The following is a 17,142-nucleotide window of genomic DNA, read 5'->3' as shown; positions in this document are numbered from 1 at the left end:
CTTTCGCGGCTTGGGATTAACTTGAGCCATGATGTCTATTTGTATAATAACGCTGCCCTTGCTGATGACTATATGAGGAGTAGTTGTCAGATGAGGAGTGGCAGCGATTCGGATAGACGTTATGATAACTGCTGCTGTGGCGGCGATTCGGTCCGTGTTTGGCATGCCAGAAGGCTTCGCTGGTTTCAGGCGATTATTCTTCAATCTGCTGCAATCGCGCAAGAATCCGCCGCTTTTTATACAACATTTTTGCGGCTTCGCCCACATCCTTGAGGGTACCGCGGTTGATCCATGCCCCGAATAGGATGCCGGCGATTGGAACTAGCTGGAAAAGTTTTTTCCAGCCCCAGTTATCGCGATAAGTCATGAACACCTCGCGCCAGCCCTGGAGTTGAGAGATCATCTGGGTGTTCTTCTTATCGATTGCCGCATAATCGGCCAACTCATCGAGGATGGCCTTTTTGCCAACGATATCGGAGGAAGAGAATTGCAGGCATTTGATTGTGAAAATGCGTTCCTGCTTGTCGTTGGGATCATATCCGTAGCAGATCGCCAGCTCTTGGATGGTTTTCAAAGACAAGCCGAGGATGGCTGGAATATCGATCGCGAGCGTGAGGATTCCGCCAATTCCTGTTGTCGCGCCTTGGAGCGTGGCAAATTTGGTACTGCTTTGGATGATTTCATCTGCGGTTTGATCCAGGATGGACAGCGGGAGCAATCGCACTTTGTTTACGGTCAAATCCTCCGTTTCAAAACCTTCATGACGCAGTCGCACTTTCTCGATATGTTTCAAGGTGCCTTTCTCCGAAATCAGATAGCGGCCTCCGGCTTGCAAATAATTTCCGATTTCGTCCAATGCCTCGCCCATTTTCTTGTTCAAAAATTTTGGTGTCAAGCGGTCCAGTACCTGAAAAGGAATCCGTCCGATTTTTTCCCAAAACCAAAGATCTTTTTGCTCAGCTTCCCAAGCCTCTATGTCGTGGAGGGCTTGCCTAAGCTCGTTATATGTTTCCAGTCGATTCAACGGTATAGGGTCATTCATGATAGTTACAACTCCTTTGAGTTTGTATACGTTTCAATCCACATTTGGATGCAATTTCAGGGAATCCTAGTCAAAAGCAGCTAGCCTTACACTATGATAAGTGATGGTATATAAGGTATCATCCAAAGTTGTTGTGAAGATCAATACGGATATTTTCCAATAGGCAGTTGCAAGGCGGAGAAGCGCGTGGTCTGAGATCATAGGCGCTTCTTTTTGCGCATAAGAGTCTGGTGTCTAAGGGCTCTTATTTCTTTACGAACTCAATAACCTGTATTTGATCAAAATGGTTGGTTTTGAAAATCTAATGAATTCTAGACACGTTACTCCCTGCAAATGATCACCTTTTCCGCCTAATAGCTACTCCATAACGATAATCCAGTTCATTAGATCGCCAGAGTAGCCATTTTCTCGACTTTAAGCATGATACAGTTCGTTAGAATGACAGAATGATGAGGAGGAGTCTCGGAAGTGCTCAGTTAGGCAACAACGCAGGAAGTAAAAATACACCCCAAAATGTCAATATACAGGTATGTCGCTCCCTTTCTATTCAACCTAAGATAAGAGGTGGGAACATCCTTTTGTCTTCCAACAGTGTCACGGAAATTCCCGGAAAAGGAGCGGCACATTATGTCTGATCATCATGTTCTTCAAGCTTTTCGTTTAAATTATTTAAAGTCGAATAATAAAAATGATAATCGCGTGGAACTGATCGTGGAACATATGCTGAGCAACTATCAAAAGAACATCACCATTGAAGATATGAGCAAAATGGTCCTTCTGAGCACGTCCTCATTGCGAAGATTATTCAAACAGCAAACCGGGAAGTCACCGAGTGAATTTTTGACGGAGTTAAAAATGGTCATTGCCGCCAAGCGAATTCTGGAAACGGATGAACGCATTTCCGAAATCGGCAACTACGTTGATGAAGTCTTATCGCTAACTGGGACGAGGCCGGTTCATTCCTCCGAATGCTGTGCCGGCGAGTGAATCCTATTCCGAAGTCTGCATTTGGGAGCCAACGAGTGATGGCGTGGTTCGCTGAGCCGGGAATAAAGTAAGCTGAACGAAAGGGAACTACAGTGCGCTAATGTGGCAAAAAGCGGCATTATTTCTAGGGTAAGGGAACTATGATACGCTATTATGCTATTTGCGGGGGAAATTCAGCGCATTTCGTGGAAATAAGGCACTGTAGTTCCGCTACTACCCTGGCAACCCTGCTATTTGCCTAAATAGAGTACCATAGTTCCCTGACAGGACTCCCTTAACGGGATTTTCTCCTCATGAGGACTCGCCTTAATGGGATTCCCTCCCTAACAGGATTCCCTTCTCATCAGGAATCCCTTAACAGGATCCCCCCACTCCGAAGAGGCTCATCTCTCAGGGCGGCGAAGCCAACTGCCTCAGCGGAGCGATCCATCTTTCGCAGTGGCGAAGAAATGACCAATTCTCCTGAACAAAAGACAATTGCCCTCTATTTAAAGCGTTTACAATTAGGGGGTGACCAAATCGCAGTCACAAACCAACAATTCAAGGGGGACTGTTATGAGGAGAAGGTTTCTGTCTATGAAGTGGGTTGTCCATGTATTGGCCGCTTGGTTGATCGTGCTAGGAGGAACTCACGCTGCCTCAACAGCTGAAGCGGCAGAGCAAGTGCTTGTCAATGCGAATCAATGGAAGGATACGTCAGGAAATCCGATTCAAGCTCATGCGGGAGGCGTGATCAAGGAGGGTAATTATTACTACTGGATCGGTGTAGAAAGGAATATGGACACGGATTGGACTTTTAAGCAAATCAATATGTATCGTTCAATGGATTTGAAAAATTGGGAGTTTTTGAATACCATTTTAACGCAGAATTCGAGTCCGGATTTGAATTGGTGCAAAATTGAAAGGCCCAAAATCGTGTATAATGCCTCAACGAGCCAATACGTCATGTGGATGCACTATGAAGAAGGCGACAATTACAATTTGGCGCAGGCGGCTGTTGCCGTAAGCTCCACGATCGATGGGAATTATACGTTTCTATCCCACGCTAGGCCGCTGAATACGCATATGTCACGGGATGCGACGCTGTTCAAAGATGATGACGGTACCGCCTATTTCATCTCTTCGGCTAAGGGCAATGCGGATTTGAATGTGTACCGCCTGACATCCGACTACCTCGGCATTGACACGCTGGTAGCCACGTTGTGGCCGGGCAGCTATCGCGAAGCTCCTGCGATGGTCAAGCGCGACGGCTATTATTATCTGCTGACTTCAGGTGCAACTGGATGGAGCTATAACCAAGCCAAATATGCCTATTCAACGAATATCACCAGCGGCTGGTCAAGTCTTATGAATATCGGCAGTCCGTCCACCTATGAAAGCCAAGGGAATTACATTGTCCCTGTGACCGGAACGAACGAAACGAGCTACTTGTATATGACGGATCGGCATGCGGGAGCATTCGGAGATCATTTTAACTATGGCAAGTATGTGTGGCATGAACTGCAATTCAATAGTCAAACCAATGTCTCCATGAGCTGGTATCCCAAAATTTCGATTAACACCGCTACCGGAGATATTCATAAAGGGAATCAAAATGTGGATACGGGACTCGTCATCAAGAAAGATTTTGGCCCCGATAACACCTATCTAAGCATTAGCTATGACGGGGAATACCCATATATGAGCACGGCAATCAGCGCGGAATCTACCTGGATCAAAGAGGATGTGGATGGGACCTACTTCCGCCTCAAGCATAAGCGAACAGGCAAGTACTTGCATAATGATCCAGCGGTCGACAACAAGATGAGTCTGATCGATCCCCAATGGACGGGGGCGAATGTGCAGTGGAAGCTGGTGGATGCCGGTGGCGGGTATTACAGGCTGCAGCACAAAAGTTCAGGCCAATGGTTAAGGGCTTACCCGTATGGAGCTGGCCTTGGATTGGTCGACACGACGAATACAGGCAATCATACGAAGTGGCTGCTGCAATGAAGATCGCAGGGCAAGGACAAGAGAGTCTCTATGGAGGCTCTCTTTGCATAGAAGTCGATGCAGATGGCAGTGCACTATTTTGCTATAATAGGTTAAGAATCGGAGGGGGAAGTCATGTTCAACTGGTTGTTTATCAAGCGAAGCAGTGTGCAGCACAAAATGCTAATTTCCTTCCTTGCCTTGGTTGTACTGCCGCTAGGTGTGTTCAGTTATTTTTCGTTAACGATAACAAGAAATACAATTGAAGAGCAGGCCGGAGCAGCCAAGCTGAAATCACTGGGACTTATTTCTGAGAAGCTGGGCATTATGGCTTCCGATTTGAATGCGATCTCGACTATTTATTTCTCCAACGAAGAACTGAGGTCATTATTGCAGAGTCCCGCTGGTGATCGGGCGTATCAGGAGCGTCTGCAGCAGCAGTTTCTAACGAAACTTATTGTGACTTATCGGTATGCTTATACATGGCTTGAGTATTATACCTCGATCTTCGGATTCAATGGTGTTGAACTTCATACCTTCTATAATGGACCGAAATTTGGTATCGGCTCGTTAAGAAACTATCCCTGGTTTCAACAAGTCGAGCAACAAAATGGCGGAATCATCTGGGATTCAAACCCAGCGCCGACCCTTGCGGCTACGGTGAATGAGGAGCATTATGTATCAGCGATTCGGCTGCTCAAAGATTTTGAAAATAATTCTACGCTAGGTCTATTAATGATCAATGTTGGTGAAAGCTTTCTATATAAACAGTATGCGGCTGCGGCAACTGCGGATGAGCAGATGCTTATTTTTGATAATAAAGGCATTGTTATTTCGGCGGCGGATAAAAGCAAGCTGGGCAGTCCGATTCGGAATGACTCTTATTTTTCCAATTTTGCCGGTATAGCAGGTCATTTTAATGTGAAAATTGCTGGGAAGCCTATGTTAGTTACCTACCACAAGGTGGAAAGTACGGACTGGACGATCGTTTCTTACACGCCTCTGGACACGCTGCTCCAGAATGTAAATAAATCCAAATGGCTTACATTGATTGTGCTCGCTGTTCTGCTGCTCTTATCTGTTCTCGTTTCTTATGTTATCGCAAGTCGGTTGTCCGTACCCATCCGGCGTTTGTATACCAGCATGAAGCGTGTCGAGATGGGGGATTTAAGCGAACGCTCGGAAATTCAGAGCAAGGATGAAATTGGCGAATTGGCGAATAAGTTCAACTCGATGGTCGGACGGATCGAGGAACTCCGGGATCAGGTCATTGTAGAGCAGGATTTAAAACGGAAAACTGAAATGCAGAATCTGCAGTCTCAGATTAATACGCATTTTTTATATAATACGCTGGCTTCCATTCGCTCCATGCTCGTGACGGAACCGATAGAGAAAATTGATCACGTGATCGTTTCCATGGTGAAGCTGCTGAGGAAAACGCTCTCAGATGAGCGAGAATATATAACGATTGCTGAGGAAATAGACAATCTGCATAATTATGTTAACATTCAAATGGCTCGTCAATATGATAAGCTGCAAGTTTTTTTTCATATCGATGAGCAGATAGGTGCTTACCGGACGTTGAAATTGCTGCTGCAGCCGATCGTGGAAAATGCCATTTTTCATGGCATCGAGCCTAAGGAGGGACCGGGAGAGATTCGGGTCCAAGGCTGGATGGAGAATGAGGAAATTAAACTGTTAATCTCCGATAACGGTGTCGGTATTGCCTTAGTTTCAACAGATGGCGGCTCTTTGACCGATACAGTGTTGCAAACAGCAGGCGGGATGGGGCTGCGCAATGTGCAAAGCCGAATGAGAACACATTTTGGGACTAATTATGGGTTGGAAGTCATTCAGTCGAATGAGCAAGGAACGAGCATTTTATTAAGTTGGCCGGTTTTTATTCGAATAGAGGAGCTGAAACAGCGTTGAACATTATTATCGTCGATGATGAAGCTCAAATCCGGCGATGGTTTGAGATTCTCGTGCAGAAAATAGAGATTCCCGTTCATCTGATTGCGTCATGCAGCAATGGGAAAGAGGCATTAGAGGTATGCAGGAACATGGACGTCCATGTAGTGATTACGGATATCAAAATGCCCGTCATGGATGGGATTGCCTTCATCACGCAGTTGAAAACAGAGCGGCCTTCGATTCAATGTTTGATTTTAAGCTCATATAGCGAATTTCACTACGCTTCGGAAGCGATGAAAGCCGGGGCCAGTGAATATTTGTTGAAAGCGGAGGTCACGGTAGAGGAGATCAGCAAAGCTTTGCGAAAAGCGAAGGCAGAGATCGAAAGGGAGCGGGATCGCAACCAGGAAGTAAGCAGCTTAAAAAGCACGATTCATATGAATCAGTATGCGCTGCGGTCGCTATATTTCGGCGATTTGTTGCGTGGCAAGCGTATTGCCGCCGAAGAATTTGAGGAGAAGATGGAGACGCTGCGGATTCCACTCAAAAGCAGGCATCTGATGGTGATGGCCATTCGCTGCGACGATCCGATAGAAGCCAGGAATCAAGCTAAAATACGTGATTCCGATCTCTTGGATTCGGCGGTGATCAATATTATTGATGAGACGCTGCTGACTGAGGCGAATAGCGGCTGCTGTTTTGTTTTTGACAAAGAGACTTATGTGGCTGTATTCAATTGCGCGCTTTTGGGAGAAAAATCACTCCGTGAAATGACCTTGCAGTATGCGCATCGGATCTCCGGATGCTTGCAGAATCTGCTGGGTATATCTGTGTCAGTAGGGATCAGCATGCCTTCGCTCAATATCGCGTCTATGGGGCAGCAGCTTGAAGAAGCAAGTGAAGTGCTGAATCATAAGCGATTCTATGCGCGCAAAAGTATTTCTTGGTTCTCGGATGAACCGAGCACGTCAACGGCAAGAAATTATACGCTGCTGCCAACCTGTCTCGAAAAGGTGTCCGTACAATTGGACCGTGACCAATTTGCTGCGGCTCTCCATGATATTGGCGAAGTGATGGAGGCGATTGGCATTGAACTGCAATTTACCGAAAAAGAAGTCAAAGCTTTCTGCATGGAAGCCGTGTTTCTGCTGCAGCGAACACTTCGCAGAATAAGAACAACGGCTGGGCTGGCTTTTCACGCGCGTGAAACGGATATCTGGCATGAGGAGATTGCTCATTTGCCGACATTTGAGCGCGTCAGCGCGTGGCTGTTGGCAAGGGCAGGTCATGTGCTGGCGGAAGCTGAGACGTTGCAGCATCCATACAGCGATACGATTCGCAAAGTGTGCGATTTCGTGCGGAAGCATTATGCCGAGGGTGTCTCCTTGCAGGAGGCAGCGGATTATGTTCATTTGAACCGCAACTACCTTAGCGAGCTGTTCAAAAAAGAAACCGGGAACAGCTATAATGATTATTTGACCCAAGTGCGGATCAACAAGGTGAAAGAGCTGATTCTCGATGGCGAGACCCAAATCGGACGTCTTTCCGAGAAAGTTGGCTATCCGGATGGAAGCTATTTATCCAAAGTATTCAAGAAAGTGACAGGCATGACACCGCTGGAGTTTAAGCGCAAAAAAGTGTGAAGATTTCCGAGAGTGGAACAATAGACAGAAAATCCAGATTTTTTATTGCTAATAAAAGACCAAAGGTGCCGAAAATATGAACAAAATTTTCGGCACCCTTTTTATATAATGAAGTCATCGGCACACGATAAGCAAGCCGTACCAATGAGAATAGAGGCGGGGGATCACATGAAAGTTTGGAATAAAATGGCCATGAGTGCTGCAGCATTAAGCTTACTGACAGCGCTAACAGCTTGTGGATCAAGTACGAATTCTACACCATCAGGCGGCTCTGGTTCCGCAGAACCCAAAAGCACAACGGATGCGTCGAAGAATGCAAAACCTGTAGAAATTTCATTCGCCAACTGGATTTCTGTTGAGGACGGAACCAAAGAGGCTTATAACCAAATGATCGCTGATTTTGAGAAGAGCCATCCGAATATTAAAGTGAAATCCATCGGGATTCCATTCGCCCAGTTCAAGGACCAAGTGCTGGTCAGTTCCGCCGGCGGTAATCCGCCAGATGTTTCGATGTCCAATCAGAACTTCACGCCGGCCTTCGTTGGGGCCAAATTGGCCGCTCCTGCACAGGACGTGCTCGGCGCGGATATCGTTAATGACATCGTGGACGGCAGCAAGGCGGGAGTCACCTTCAGCGGCAAAGTCATGGCGATGCCTTGGGCACCGCATCCGAGCGCACTGTTTTGGAACAAAACACTGTTCAAAAAAGCTGGTTTAGACCCGGAAAAGCCGCCAACCACATGGGATGAAATGATCCAGTATGCGAAGAAAATTGCGGCGCTCGGGAAAGATGAGAAAGGTAATCCTGTTTATGGGATCGGCGAAACGGGAGCTTCGGATTCCTACACAGGCAATATGCTGCTGCGAATGACGTATTCCTACGGCGGGAAATTCGTGGATGATCAAGGGACTATCATTTATGATCAAGGCACGGCATTGAAAGATTCTTTGAGCTATATGAAGGATCTAATTAATAACAAGATCTCGCCGAAAGGTGCTGCGATGGCTGAACTTCGTCCGATGTTCGCCACGGGCGCGCTGGGCATGATTATCGATGGTGATTTTGGCCGCACGAACTTCCGCAATATGAGCGGCAAAGGGGCGGAATTCGATAAAGAATGGGGCGTAGCCACCGTTCCGACGGGGAAAACAGGACGCAGCGAGACTTTCTTCACGGAGCATCAACTCGTTGTTTCCGCAGAAGGCAAACATAAAGCGGAGTCCGCCGAATTAGTGAAATATTTGGTATCCAAAGAAGCGATGGCCATCTATCACAAGCTCAATGGCGTGATGTCGTCGCGCAAATCGGTCTCTGCCCTGCCGGAAATGAATGAAGACAATTATTCCAAAGTGTTCAACGCGCAAATGAAAACAGCATCACCAGTTCCGGCGACGAATCCTAAGTTTGATAACGCCATGAAAAGCTCCACAGATATGATCGTTATCGTCACAGAGGGTGGAAAAAGCCCCGATGAAGCGATTGCAACTGTCATGCCGAAAATCAAAGAATTGTACAAGAAATAACGCTCAAGTGAAGGCGGGAGTGCCTCGACCCTTTCGCCTTTCCCTTTTAGACCTATTCGGATGGGGTGAGAAAAATTGAATCTAAGGCTAACCCGCCAACATAAAAACTTCGCATTCGCAGCGATTTTGCTGCTGCCTTCTATCATTTTATTAGCTTTAACGATCATCAGTCCGCTAATTAAATCAGTCCTCATGAGCTTCACCGATTATTCACTGCTCTCGTCGGAACAAAATTGGAATAACTTCGCCAACTATACGGAACTGCTGCAATCCTCGGAATTTTATCATTCCTTGCGCGTTACATTAGTTTACGTTCTGATAACTGTGACGATCGATTTGCTTCTCGGTATGGCGCTGGCTGTGGTATTGAATCGGGATATCCGATTCCGCACTTTTTATCGCAGTATTATTATGATTCCTTGGGCAATTCCGACCATCGTAACCGCGCTTATTTTTCTTTGGATTTATCAAAGCGATTATGGGGTTCTCAACTATTCTTTGGTTCATCTGGGCCTTATTGACGATAATATCAATTGGCTGCAAAGTACGCGTTTCGCGCTTCCCTCTATTATCGTAGTCGCCATATTCCGCCAGACACCGCTTGTAGCGGTCATGCTTCTGGCAGGCTTGCAGGGTATTTCAGCCAGCTTGTATGAGGCTGCTCGCATCGACGGCGCGAGTGGATGGAAATTGTTCACCCAAATCACCTTGCCCATGTTGAAACCTGTGATTAGCAGCGTTTCGCTCATTATGATTGTGAATAATTTTCAGATGTTCACTTTATTCTTCACCCTTACCAATGGAGGACCGGCGGGCAGCACGAGCTCACTTGCCATTCTCACTTATATAACGGCATTTTCAAGATATGAAATGGGGAAAGCTTCGGCAATCGGTGTCATTTGGCTTGTGCTGTTGTTCGTCTTTTCCATCATTTTCACCCGCATCATGAATCGGGACGACAGATAGGAGGGATTTTACATGCCTATGGCAAAAGCAATGCCGCTAACAAGCCTTTCAAGTAAGCGCAACCAAAAACCTCGCAGACGCGAGGGCTGGAGCTACGTTTTTCTGGGGATCATCCTGATCTTTCTGTTGTTCCCTGTGTACTGGATTCTGGTGACGTCCCTGCATACGAATAGCGAATTATTGCAGCTTCCGCCCAAATGGTTTCCTGTGCATATGACCTTGGCCAGCTATATAGAAATTTTACGTTCGTCTGTTTTTCTGACCTTCTACAAGAACACCATATTCGTCGCCGTTGGAGCGACCGTGCTCTGCATTTTCGTCTCGATATTTGCTGGGTACGCGCTCTCACGGTTCAAATTCAAAGGGAGCAATTTATTGACGCTGCTTTTCCTGTCCGCTCAAATGTTCCCGACAGTCACCTTGGTTATTGGCCTCTATTCGCAATATCAGGCTTTGCATCTATTGAATACGTTGTATGTTCTGATTCTAGCATCAACTTCGACTTCGCTGCCTTTCAGTATCATGCTGATGCGGACTTTCTTTAATGGCATCTCCAAGGATTTGGAGGAAGCAGCGGAAATCGATGGGGCTTCTCGGTTCAAAACGTTGTTTACGATTATTGTCCCTCTTTCGAAACCGGGGATTATGGCGATTGCGATTTACACGTTTTTGATTGCGTGGGATGACTTCTTATTCGGGTTAACGCTGGTTAGTGATATTGGCAAAAGAACGCTCAGCCCTGGATTGTCGCTGACCTTCCTGGGCGAATATTCGGCCAATTGGTCAGGAGCTACGGCGGCTGCGGCAGCTGCAACGATCCCGCTGCTCATTGCTTTTATGTTCCTGCAGCGATACATGGTTGAAGGTTTGACCGCGGGTGGCGTCAAGGAGTAGAGATTTAGAGAGAAATCAGGAGGGATAACTTATGTCACAGCAGCAACGTCCGAATGTCATTGTATTTTTTACAGATCAGCAGCGCTGGGATACATCCGGTTTGCATGGCAATCCACTCGGATTGATGCCCAATTTTGATCGGATGGCGATGCATGGTGCTCATCTAACGCAGTCTTTTACCTGCCAACCGGTGTGTGGTCCGGCAAGATCGTGCCTGCAATCCGGCAAATATGCAACAACAACTGGTTGTTTTGCCAACGGTATTCCGCTGCCGGCGGATACGAAGACGATGGCGCATTATTTCAATGAAGCCGGTTATGAGACAGGCTATATCGGGAAGTGGCATTTGGCTGGCGAGGAGCCAGTGCCTGTGGACAAACGCGGAGGGTACAAGGAATGGCTGGCAGCGGATGTGTTGGAATTCAGCTCGGACAGCTATGATACCGTGTTGTACAACAACGAGAATAAGGCTGTTAAGCTGCCAGGCTATCGGGTAGATGCGATGACGGATGCGGCTATTCGCTATATCGATCGTCATCAAGAGGATCCGTTTTTCCTCTTTGTATCATTCCTTGAGCCGCATCATCAGAACCATCGCGATGATTATCCGGCTCCGGACGGTTACCAAGAACGGTATACCGGAGCTTGGATCCCGCCAGATCTCGCCGCCCTTGGGGGATCAACCTTTCAACATATCGCTGGTTATTATGGGATGGTGAAACGGCTTGATGAAGCGCTCGGCCGAGTGCTTGACGCCTTGAAATCACTGCAGCTTGACGAGAATACGATTGTCCTCTTCACATCGGATCACGGCAACCATTTCAAAACGCGAAATGGGGAATACAAGCGGTCTGGGCATGATGCCTCGATCCGCGTGCCAACAGCGATTACAGGTCCGGGATTCTTTGGCGGGCGGCAGATTCGGGAACTAGTCAGTTTAATTGACCTGCCGCCAACTTTATTGGACGCTGCGGGAATTCCCGTTCCTGAAGATATGCAGGGGCGTTCCATCCTTCCGCTGGTGAAGGGGATAGCAGAAGGATGGCCTGAGGAAGTATTTGTACAAATTAGTGAAACGCAAGTGGGCCGCGTAGTTAGAACGAGAAGATGGAAATATGGCGTAACCGCACCAGACAAAGATGGTTTTGCGGAACCTGGCTCCAATCATTATGTTGAATCCTACTTATATGACTTGCAATCGGACCCTTATGAACTAACAAATTTAATCGGCATAGCCTCTCATCGCGCAGTATGTGATGTCATGCAAACCAGATTGCTTAACCGCATGCAGCAAGCTGGAGAAACGATGATCCCGACGATTGAGGCTGCGCCTGTTGTTATGGCAGGTCAGAGACAAGTGAAGCATCATGAAGTGATGAGTTAAGGATACATAGGGAACCTTAGCTGACTGTCAATCTGGCCATTCTAATAGACAATCGTTCGCACAGCTATTGGAAGCTGCTCTCCTAGGTCAACCTTTGGAGACAGCTTCTTTCCTTATTGTTTCTTGCATAGACATGATTTCTACACTATAATGTGCTTTATTAAATTGCATTTAAAGGAGTCATGGGTATGAGTACAGCCAATCGGGGAGTAAATATTGGTCCTCCTCGTTTTAAAATAGCCGTTCACGCCATTGTGTGGTTAGCGAAAAGCGGCAGCATTTTGTCCAGTGCAACGATAGCCAATCAAGTGGATTCGCATGCCACCTTTATGCGCAGAGTGATGCAAGCGTTGGCTGACGCCGGCATTGTGGAGTCCAAAGGAGGCCGCGAGGGCGGGTATATGCTGCAAAAGCCTGCTGAGCAAATTACGCTAGGTGACATCTACACCGCAGTTAAGTTGGGAGCGGCAGAGCCTGAAATGGAAGTGGACTGCGGTGAAGCGGGCGAATTGCTGGATGCGGAATTAGAGAAAATTCTCTTGGAGGCCGAGCAGCAAACGATTGAATATTTGAAGCATTTTACTATAACGAGTGTTATGAATCGGGTGGATTTCTTCACCGTTTAAATTTTTTGGCGATGCCACTATTCAAACCTGTGGAAAGCGTCTATAATGTGCTTATCAAAGTTGCAGTTTAACTGCGCTTTTCTTTTGATTTAATATGTGCCTTCTGCAAGCGCCGAATAAGAGGAGGGAGCCTCCGGCCATCAGCAATTAACAAAAAATTAGATGTAGGGAGAGATCGCAATGACTATCGTTTCTATTGTTTTGCAAATTCTACTGGGGCTCATGTTTTTGATGGCAGGAGTTGGGAAGATAGCGGGCTCCAAAATGCATATCGAAGGCTTCAAAAAGTGGGGACTGCCGCAATGGTTTCGGGTTGTTACCGGGATTATTGAATTCGTTGGTGCTGCTGCAGTCATTATCGGTATTTGGGAACCAAGTTGGGCAGCGGCAGGAGCACTTGTCCTCGGTATCACATCAATCGGCGGTATTTTGATTCACCTCAAAGAGAAAGATTCCTTTAAAGATACATTTATGATTGTGTTGCTCGCTATCTTCTCTTTCATAGTTTTCTTCATCCGCTTATCGGACTTAGCAGATTTTCCTGGGTTTAACTAATTGTAGTTTCGGTGGCGGAGAAGTAGGTAGCTCAACGCAATGATTACACACGGAAAGTCCTTCGGTAAGCCGAAGGGCTTATTTGCATGTGCTGTGAGAATACGCGGCTGAAATAGAAGGCATTTTGAAAGCCGCATTGTTCGGCGATGGCATCCAGTGTTTTGGTGGTTTCAATGAGCAGCAAGCGGGCTCGGGACAAACGGACACGGGTTAAATACTTCACGGGAGATATGCCGAAAGTGACTTGAAACCTGCGGGTGAGCTGGGAAGCGCCAATGCCTAAGGTCACAGCGAGTTCCTGCAATGACAGTCCGTGTTCAAGAGCATGAGATTCCAAATAAGCGGCAGCGCGGTTCATTAAAGGATCAAGGGAACTGGCTGGTTTGCGATCTGCTTTCACCCGCTCTTGGTGGACCATGAACAGCAAGTCCTGCAGTAGATGCTGTGCGTCCGCAAGTTCTTGCCCACTGTTATCCTCGTCCTGCCATTCCTGCAAATAACGAAAAGATGAGCTGAGTCTGCCGACATCCTTCATGCGTACTTTACTCGGAAGCTGACAGGGGCCTTCAACTATAAATTCGGCGAAATGAAAGGAGATTCGCTCCAATGCATGTCGCTTGAAGGTTTGACCCGGAGGGCAAAAAACGAGCTCGCCAAACTCGGCTGCCTGCTCACCTTGACTGTCATCTGCGAATGAAAAGTTGAACCGTCCCGAATCGGCGGCAAGCATGCACCAACCTGAATAGGTATCCTCCGCAAGCGAAAATTGCTCGCGCTCTTTCCCAAAATAGTAGCGTTTAAGGGTTATATTCCAACTCATAGAATCGCCTCCAATTCGTGCAAAAAAGTATATGAAATAGTATAACCCAGTGCATGGATAAAAGGAATAAGTGGCTTTATTATTAGGTTATAACCAAGCCGATCACATGAGTGAAACGGCAAAAAAACAAATGGAGGATGATTTATTATGAAACAGAACTCCTTGAATATTTTGACGGAAGAGCAATTGCAAACATATAACGAGCAGGGGTATATCGTATTGCGAGGCGTGTTTTCAGAGCAAGAAGCGAAAGTGATTCAATCCGAATGCGACCAACTGCTAACGTTAGAAGCCTATACGAATAAGTTTAATATTCGAGCAGGGCACAAATCCTATGCGGATGGCCGAGTGGCTATCGAGCGTTTGGATCCCGTTCATGATATTTCCGCCGTATTTGCGGATCTCGTGAAAGATGAACGCATTTTGGCTCCGCTCCGTGACATCTATTTGGACGAACCGACGCTTTTCAAGGATAAATTAATCTTCAAACTGCCAGGAGCGAATGGCTATTCCATGCATCAAGATGCCTCCTGGTGGCAAGGATTCCCGATCGAGGGTTTGATTTCCGTTATGGTAGCGATTGATGGAGCTACAACGGTTAACGGCGGGCTTGAATTGTTTCCAGGCTATCATGAAAGATTGCGCTCTACACCGGGCGAACTGCGGAATATGAATGCGGAAGAAATTGCCGAGATTGATCTCGGTACCGGAGTTATTGTAGAAACAAATCCGGGGGATATCATTATTTTCCACTCGTTTACACCGCACCAAAGTGGAGCCAACGTGTCGGATGTCAGCCGCAAACAGCTTTACTTAACATATTCGCCAAGCAAGAATGGCGATTTGTACAAAGCCCACTACCAGCACTACCAACGCTATAATCTGAAAGGCAAGGATACAACGCAGTTTCATTTGTTGTAGGTGCGCGGTCCTAAGGCTGTCCTAAGACGATTTGACTTGTCTATTCAAACGCAGAGCATACAATTGTGAGAACCTAGCCGCTGGCTAGGTTTTTCGTATGGAATAATAGAAAGTATAAGTTTTTGCGTGGAAATAAGGGATTCTCCCTTTTTAGTTTTTTGGTACATTTAGAGTATGAAACAGGACATCCTTTAAGGGAACTACAGTACGCTATAATTCTGAAAACCGCCATATTCCACGCCAGAGGGAACTACGATCCGCTATTTCACCATTTCCCAGTTGGAATCGGCAGGTTCCGCTTAAATAGCGGTTCTCAGTTCCCTTTCAGGCTACGTTTACCCCAGTTCCTGCCATATAGAGGATCATAGTTCCTTTTCACACGACGCTCTCTGTCATTGCAAAGCCCAAAGGGAACAAGGATCTGCTAGTTTGCTGAAAACAGCTATGAAGACGCACATCTCTTTGAGCGGCAAAGCCACTTTTCTTATTTCTGTGGCAATTGAACATGAGCAGCTATCTTTAGCCTGCGAAGAGGAGCCGCCGTAAAAAAACGGAAAGCAAATGTAGCTTTTCAGCCGTAAATCCATTAGAATAAAGTTGTATAGTGAAACTTGATTTCATCTAATGAAACTAACAATGAGGTGGTGACACTATGTCCTATGCTATTTTGGGCATCGATCACGTGCAGCTCGCTGCGCCTGAGGGTTGTGAACAAGTGGCGAGAGAATTCTTCGCTGATTTGTTAGGCTGGAAGGAAATTGCCAAGCCAGAAAGTTTGAAAAGCCGGGGTGGCGTTTGGTTCGCGTGCGGCACGCATCAACTGCATGTAGGTGTGCAGAAGGACTTCATGCCCGCGGCCAAAGCCCACCCTGCTTTTGCCGTAATGCATCTAGCAGCACTTCGAGAGCATTTAGTTGCGCATAACCTGACAGTAGTCGATGATGCAGTTAGAGCTGATGAAGGCATTCAACGTTTTTATCTTCATGATCCGTTTGGAAATCGTTTGGAGTTTCTGGAATATGGGCAGCATTCATAAAACAGGGAGCGTGTTAACGATGGAGAATACAGAACGTTTTTCGAATCGGGTAGATGTATATGTGAAATATCGCCCGACCTATCCATTGGCAATGATGGATTATTTGTACACAGTTGTTGGTTTGCAAGCGGGGAGCAGGGTTGCGGATGTCGGAGCAGGAACAGGCATTTTCTCGAGTCTTCTACTGGAACGCGGCAGTCTTGTTACAGCGGTTGAGCCGAATCAGGCTATGCGCTCTGCTGCCATTCAATCACTGGCTAATCAGCTGAATTTTCAAGCGGTGTCTGGATCGGCGGAAGCAACAGGGCTGCCGGATCAGTCTGTTGATTTTATCGTTTGCGCGCAGTCTTTTCATTGGTTTGACCGTGCAGCGACGCAGGCTGAGTTTCGCCGGATTTTAAAACCAGGCGGTCAAGTTATCCTTATCTGGAACGCACGCTTAACGAGCGGCACACCGTTTCTCGCATCCTACGAGCACTTGCTTCAAACATTCGGAACCGACTATGAGCAAGTGAAGCACAAAAATGTGTCTCCGGAACAGTTAGCGTTGTTTTTCAAGCAGGACGCTATGCACCAAGCACAGTTCAAGATGAGTCAAGCGCTGGACGCCGCGGCGCTGGAAGGCAGACTGCTATCATCGTCCTATAGTCCCTTGCCAGGGCATGCAAATTATGAACCGATGATCGCCGAGTTGAAGCTGATATATGAGCGGACGAATCAAGATGGTGTTGTGCATTTTGACTATGAGACGCTTGTTTATTGGGGCGAGGTTTAGATTTAGATCAACACGATTCATTCTTCCCAAAACTCATATAACATGATATATTATTTACATTGTATGATATAACATTTGTTGGGG

At 46.8% G+C, this 17,142-nt stretch carries 15 protein-coding genes; 13 read left to right on the top strand and 2 right to left on the bottom strand.

Annotated elements, in window-relative coordinates:
• Positions 1 to 193 precede the first annotated feature (193 nt).
• Complete coding sequence (locus IEY34_RS19105) at positions 194 to 1,042, bottom strand: EcsC family protein (protein ID WP_189014085.1); 849 nt, start codon at positions 1,040 to 1,042, stop codon at positions 194 to 196.
• 627 nt (positions 1,043 to 1,669) lie between these two features.
• On the opposite strand from IEY34_RS19105, the gene IEY34_RS19100 reads away from it, so the two are divergent.
• From IEY34_RS19100 to IEY34_RS19055, 10 genes are all read left to right on the top strand, one after another.
• Positions 1,670 to 2,029: an AraC family transcriptional regulator gene (locus tag IEY34_RS19100; protein ID WP_189014083.1), complete on the top strand. Its 360-nt coding sequence runs from the start codon at positions 1,670 to 1,672 to the stop codon at positions 2,027 to 2,029.
• Positions 2,030 to 2,584: 555 nt separating this feature from the next.
• Positions 2,585 to 4,021, top strand: coding sequence for a family 43 glycosylhydrolase (locus IEY34_RS19095; RefSeq protein ID WP_189014082.1), 1,437 nt, complete (start codon positions 2,585 to 2,587; stop codon positions 4,019 to 4,021).
• Positions 4,022 to 4,135: 114 nt separating this feature from the next.
• On the top strand, positions 4,136 to 5,932 hold the full coding sequence (locus tag IEY34_RS19090) for a cache domain-containing sensor histidine kinase (RefSeq protein WP_189014080.1): 1,797 nt from the start codon (positions 4,136 to 4,138) through the stop codon (positions 5,930 to 5,932).
• Positions 5,929 to 7,557, top strand: a complete 1,629-nt coding sequence (locus tag IEY34_RS19085) for a response regulator (RefSeq protein WP_189014078.1) — start codon at positions 5,929 to 5,931, stop codon at positions 7,555 to 7,557. The genes IEY34_RS19090 and IEY34_RS19085 overlap by 4 nt, the downstream gene beginning before the upstream one ends.
• Before the next feature lie 168 nt (positions 7,558 to 7,725).
• Positions 7,726 to 9,081, top strand: coding sequence for an ABC transporter substrate-binding protein (locus IEY34_RS19080; RefSeq protein ID WP_189014076.1), 1,356 nt, complete (start codon positions 7,726 to 7,728; stop codon positions 9,079 to 9,081).
• A gap of 75 nt (positions 9,082 to 9,156) precedes the next feature.
• The gene (locus tag IEY34_RS19075; protein ID WP_189014074.1) at positions 9,157 to 10,047 is read left to right on the top strand and encodes a carbohydrate ABC transporter permease; all 891 of its coding nucleotides are present in this window, start codon (positions 9,157 to 9,159) and stop codon (positions 10,045 to 10,047) included.
• Between the two features lie 12 nt (positions 10,048 to 10,059).
• Positions 10,060 to 10,941, top strand: a complete 882-nt coding sequence (locus IEY34_RS19070) for a carbohydrate ABC transporter permease (protein WP_229757725.1) — start codon at positions 10,060 to 10,062, stop codon at positions 10,939 to 10,941.
• Positions 10,942 to 10,972: 31 nt separating this feature from the next.
• Positions 10,973 to 12,325 carry a sulfatase family protein gene (locus IEY34_RS19065; RefSeq protein ID WP_189014072.1) on the top strand — a complete coding sequence of 451 codons (1,353 nt, stop codon included), beginning with the start codon at positions 10,973 to 10,975 and terminating at the stop codon, positions 12,323 to 12,325.
• A 188-nt stretch (positions 12,326 to 12,513) separates the two neighbouring features.
• A complete protein-coding gene (locus tag IEY34_RS19060) occupies positions 12,514 to 12,951 on the top strand; it encodes an RrF2 family transcriptional regulator (protein WP_189014070.1) in 438 nt (145 codons plus the stop codon).
• 180 nt (positions 12,952 to 13,131) lie between these two features.
• Positions 13,132 to 13,506 carry a DoxX family protein gene (locus IEY34_RS19055; protein ID WP_189014068.1) on the top strand — a complete coding sequence of 125 codons (375 nt, stop codon included), beginning with the start codon at positions 13,132 to 13,134 and terminating at the stop codon, positions 13,504 to 13,506.
• A 43-nt stretch (positions 13,507 to 13,549) separates the two neighbouring features.
• Here the strand turns inward: IEY34_RS19055 and IEY34_RS19050 are convergent, their stop codons facing one another.
• The gene (locus tag IEY34_RS19050) at positions 13,550 to 14,326 is read right to left on the bottom strand and encodes a helix-turn-helix domain-containing protein (protein ID WP_189014066.1); all 777 of its coding nucleotides are present in this window, start codon (positions 14,324 to 14,326) and stop codon (positions 13,550 to 13,552) included.
• A 147-nt stretch (positions 14,327 to 14,473) separates the two neighbouring features.
• Between IEY34_RS19050 and IEY34_RS19045 the strand changes: the two genes are divergently transcribed.
• From IEY34_RS19045 to IEY34_RS19035, 3 genes are all read left to right on the top strand, one after another.
• Complete coding sequence (locus IEY34_RS19045) at positions 14,474 to 15,247, top strand: phytanoyl-CoA dioxygenase family protein (RefSeq protein ID WP_189014064.1); 774 nt, start codon at positions 14,474 to 14,476, stop codon at positions 15,245 to 15,247.
• A 652-nt stretch (positions 15,248 to 15,899) separates the two neighbouring features.
• Complete coding sequence (locus IEY34_RS19040; protein WP_189014062.1) at positions 15,900 to 16,283, top strand: VOC family protein; 384 nt, start codon at positions 15,900 to 15,902, stop codon at positions 16,281 to 16,283.
• A 19-nt stretch (positions 16,284 to 16,302) separates the two neighbouring features.
• On the top strand, positions 16,303 to 17,058 hold the full coding sequence (locus IEY34_RS19035) for a class I SAM-dependent methyltransferase (protein ID WP_189014169.1): 756 nt from the start codon (positions 16,303 to 16,305) through the stop codon (positions 17,056 to 17,058).
• The last annotated feature ends 84 nt before the right edge of the window (positions 17,059 to 17,142 follow it).

The organism is Paenibacillus marchantiophytorum, from assembly GCF_014640555.1.
In the GTDB taxonomy this organism is placed as follows: Bacteria; Bacillota; Bacilli; order Paenibacillales; family NBRC-103111; genus Paenibacillus_E; species Paenibacillus_E marchantiophytorum.
This window is presented reverse-complemented; position numbering and strand designations above follow the sequence as displayed.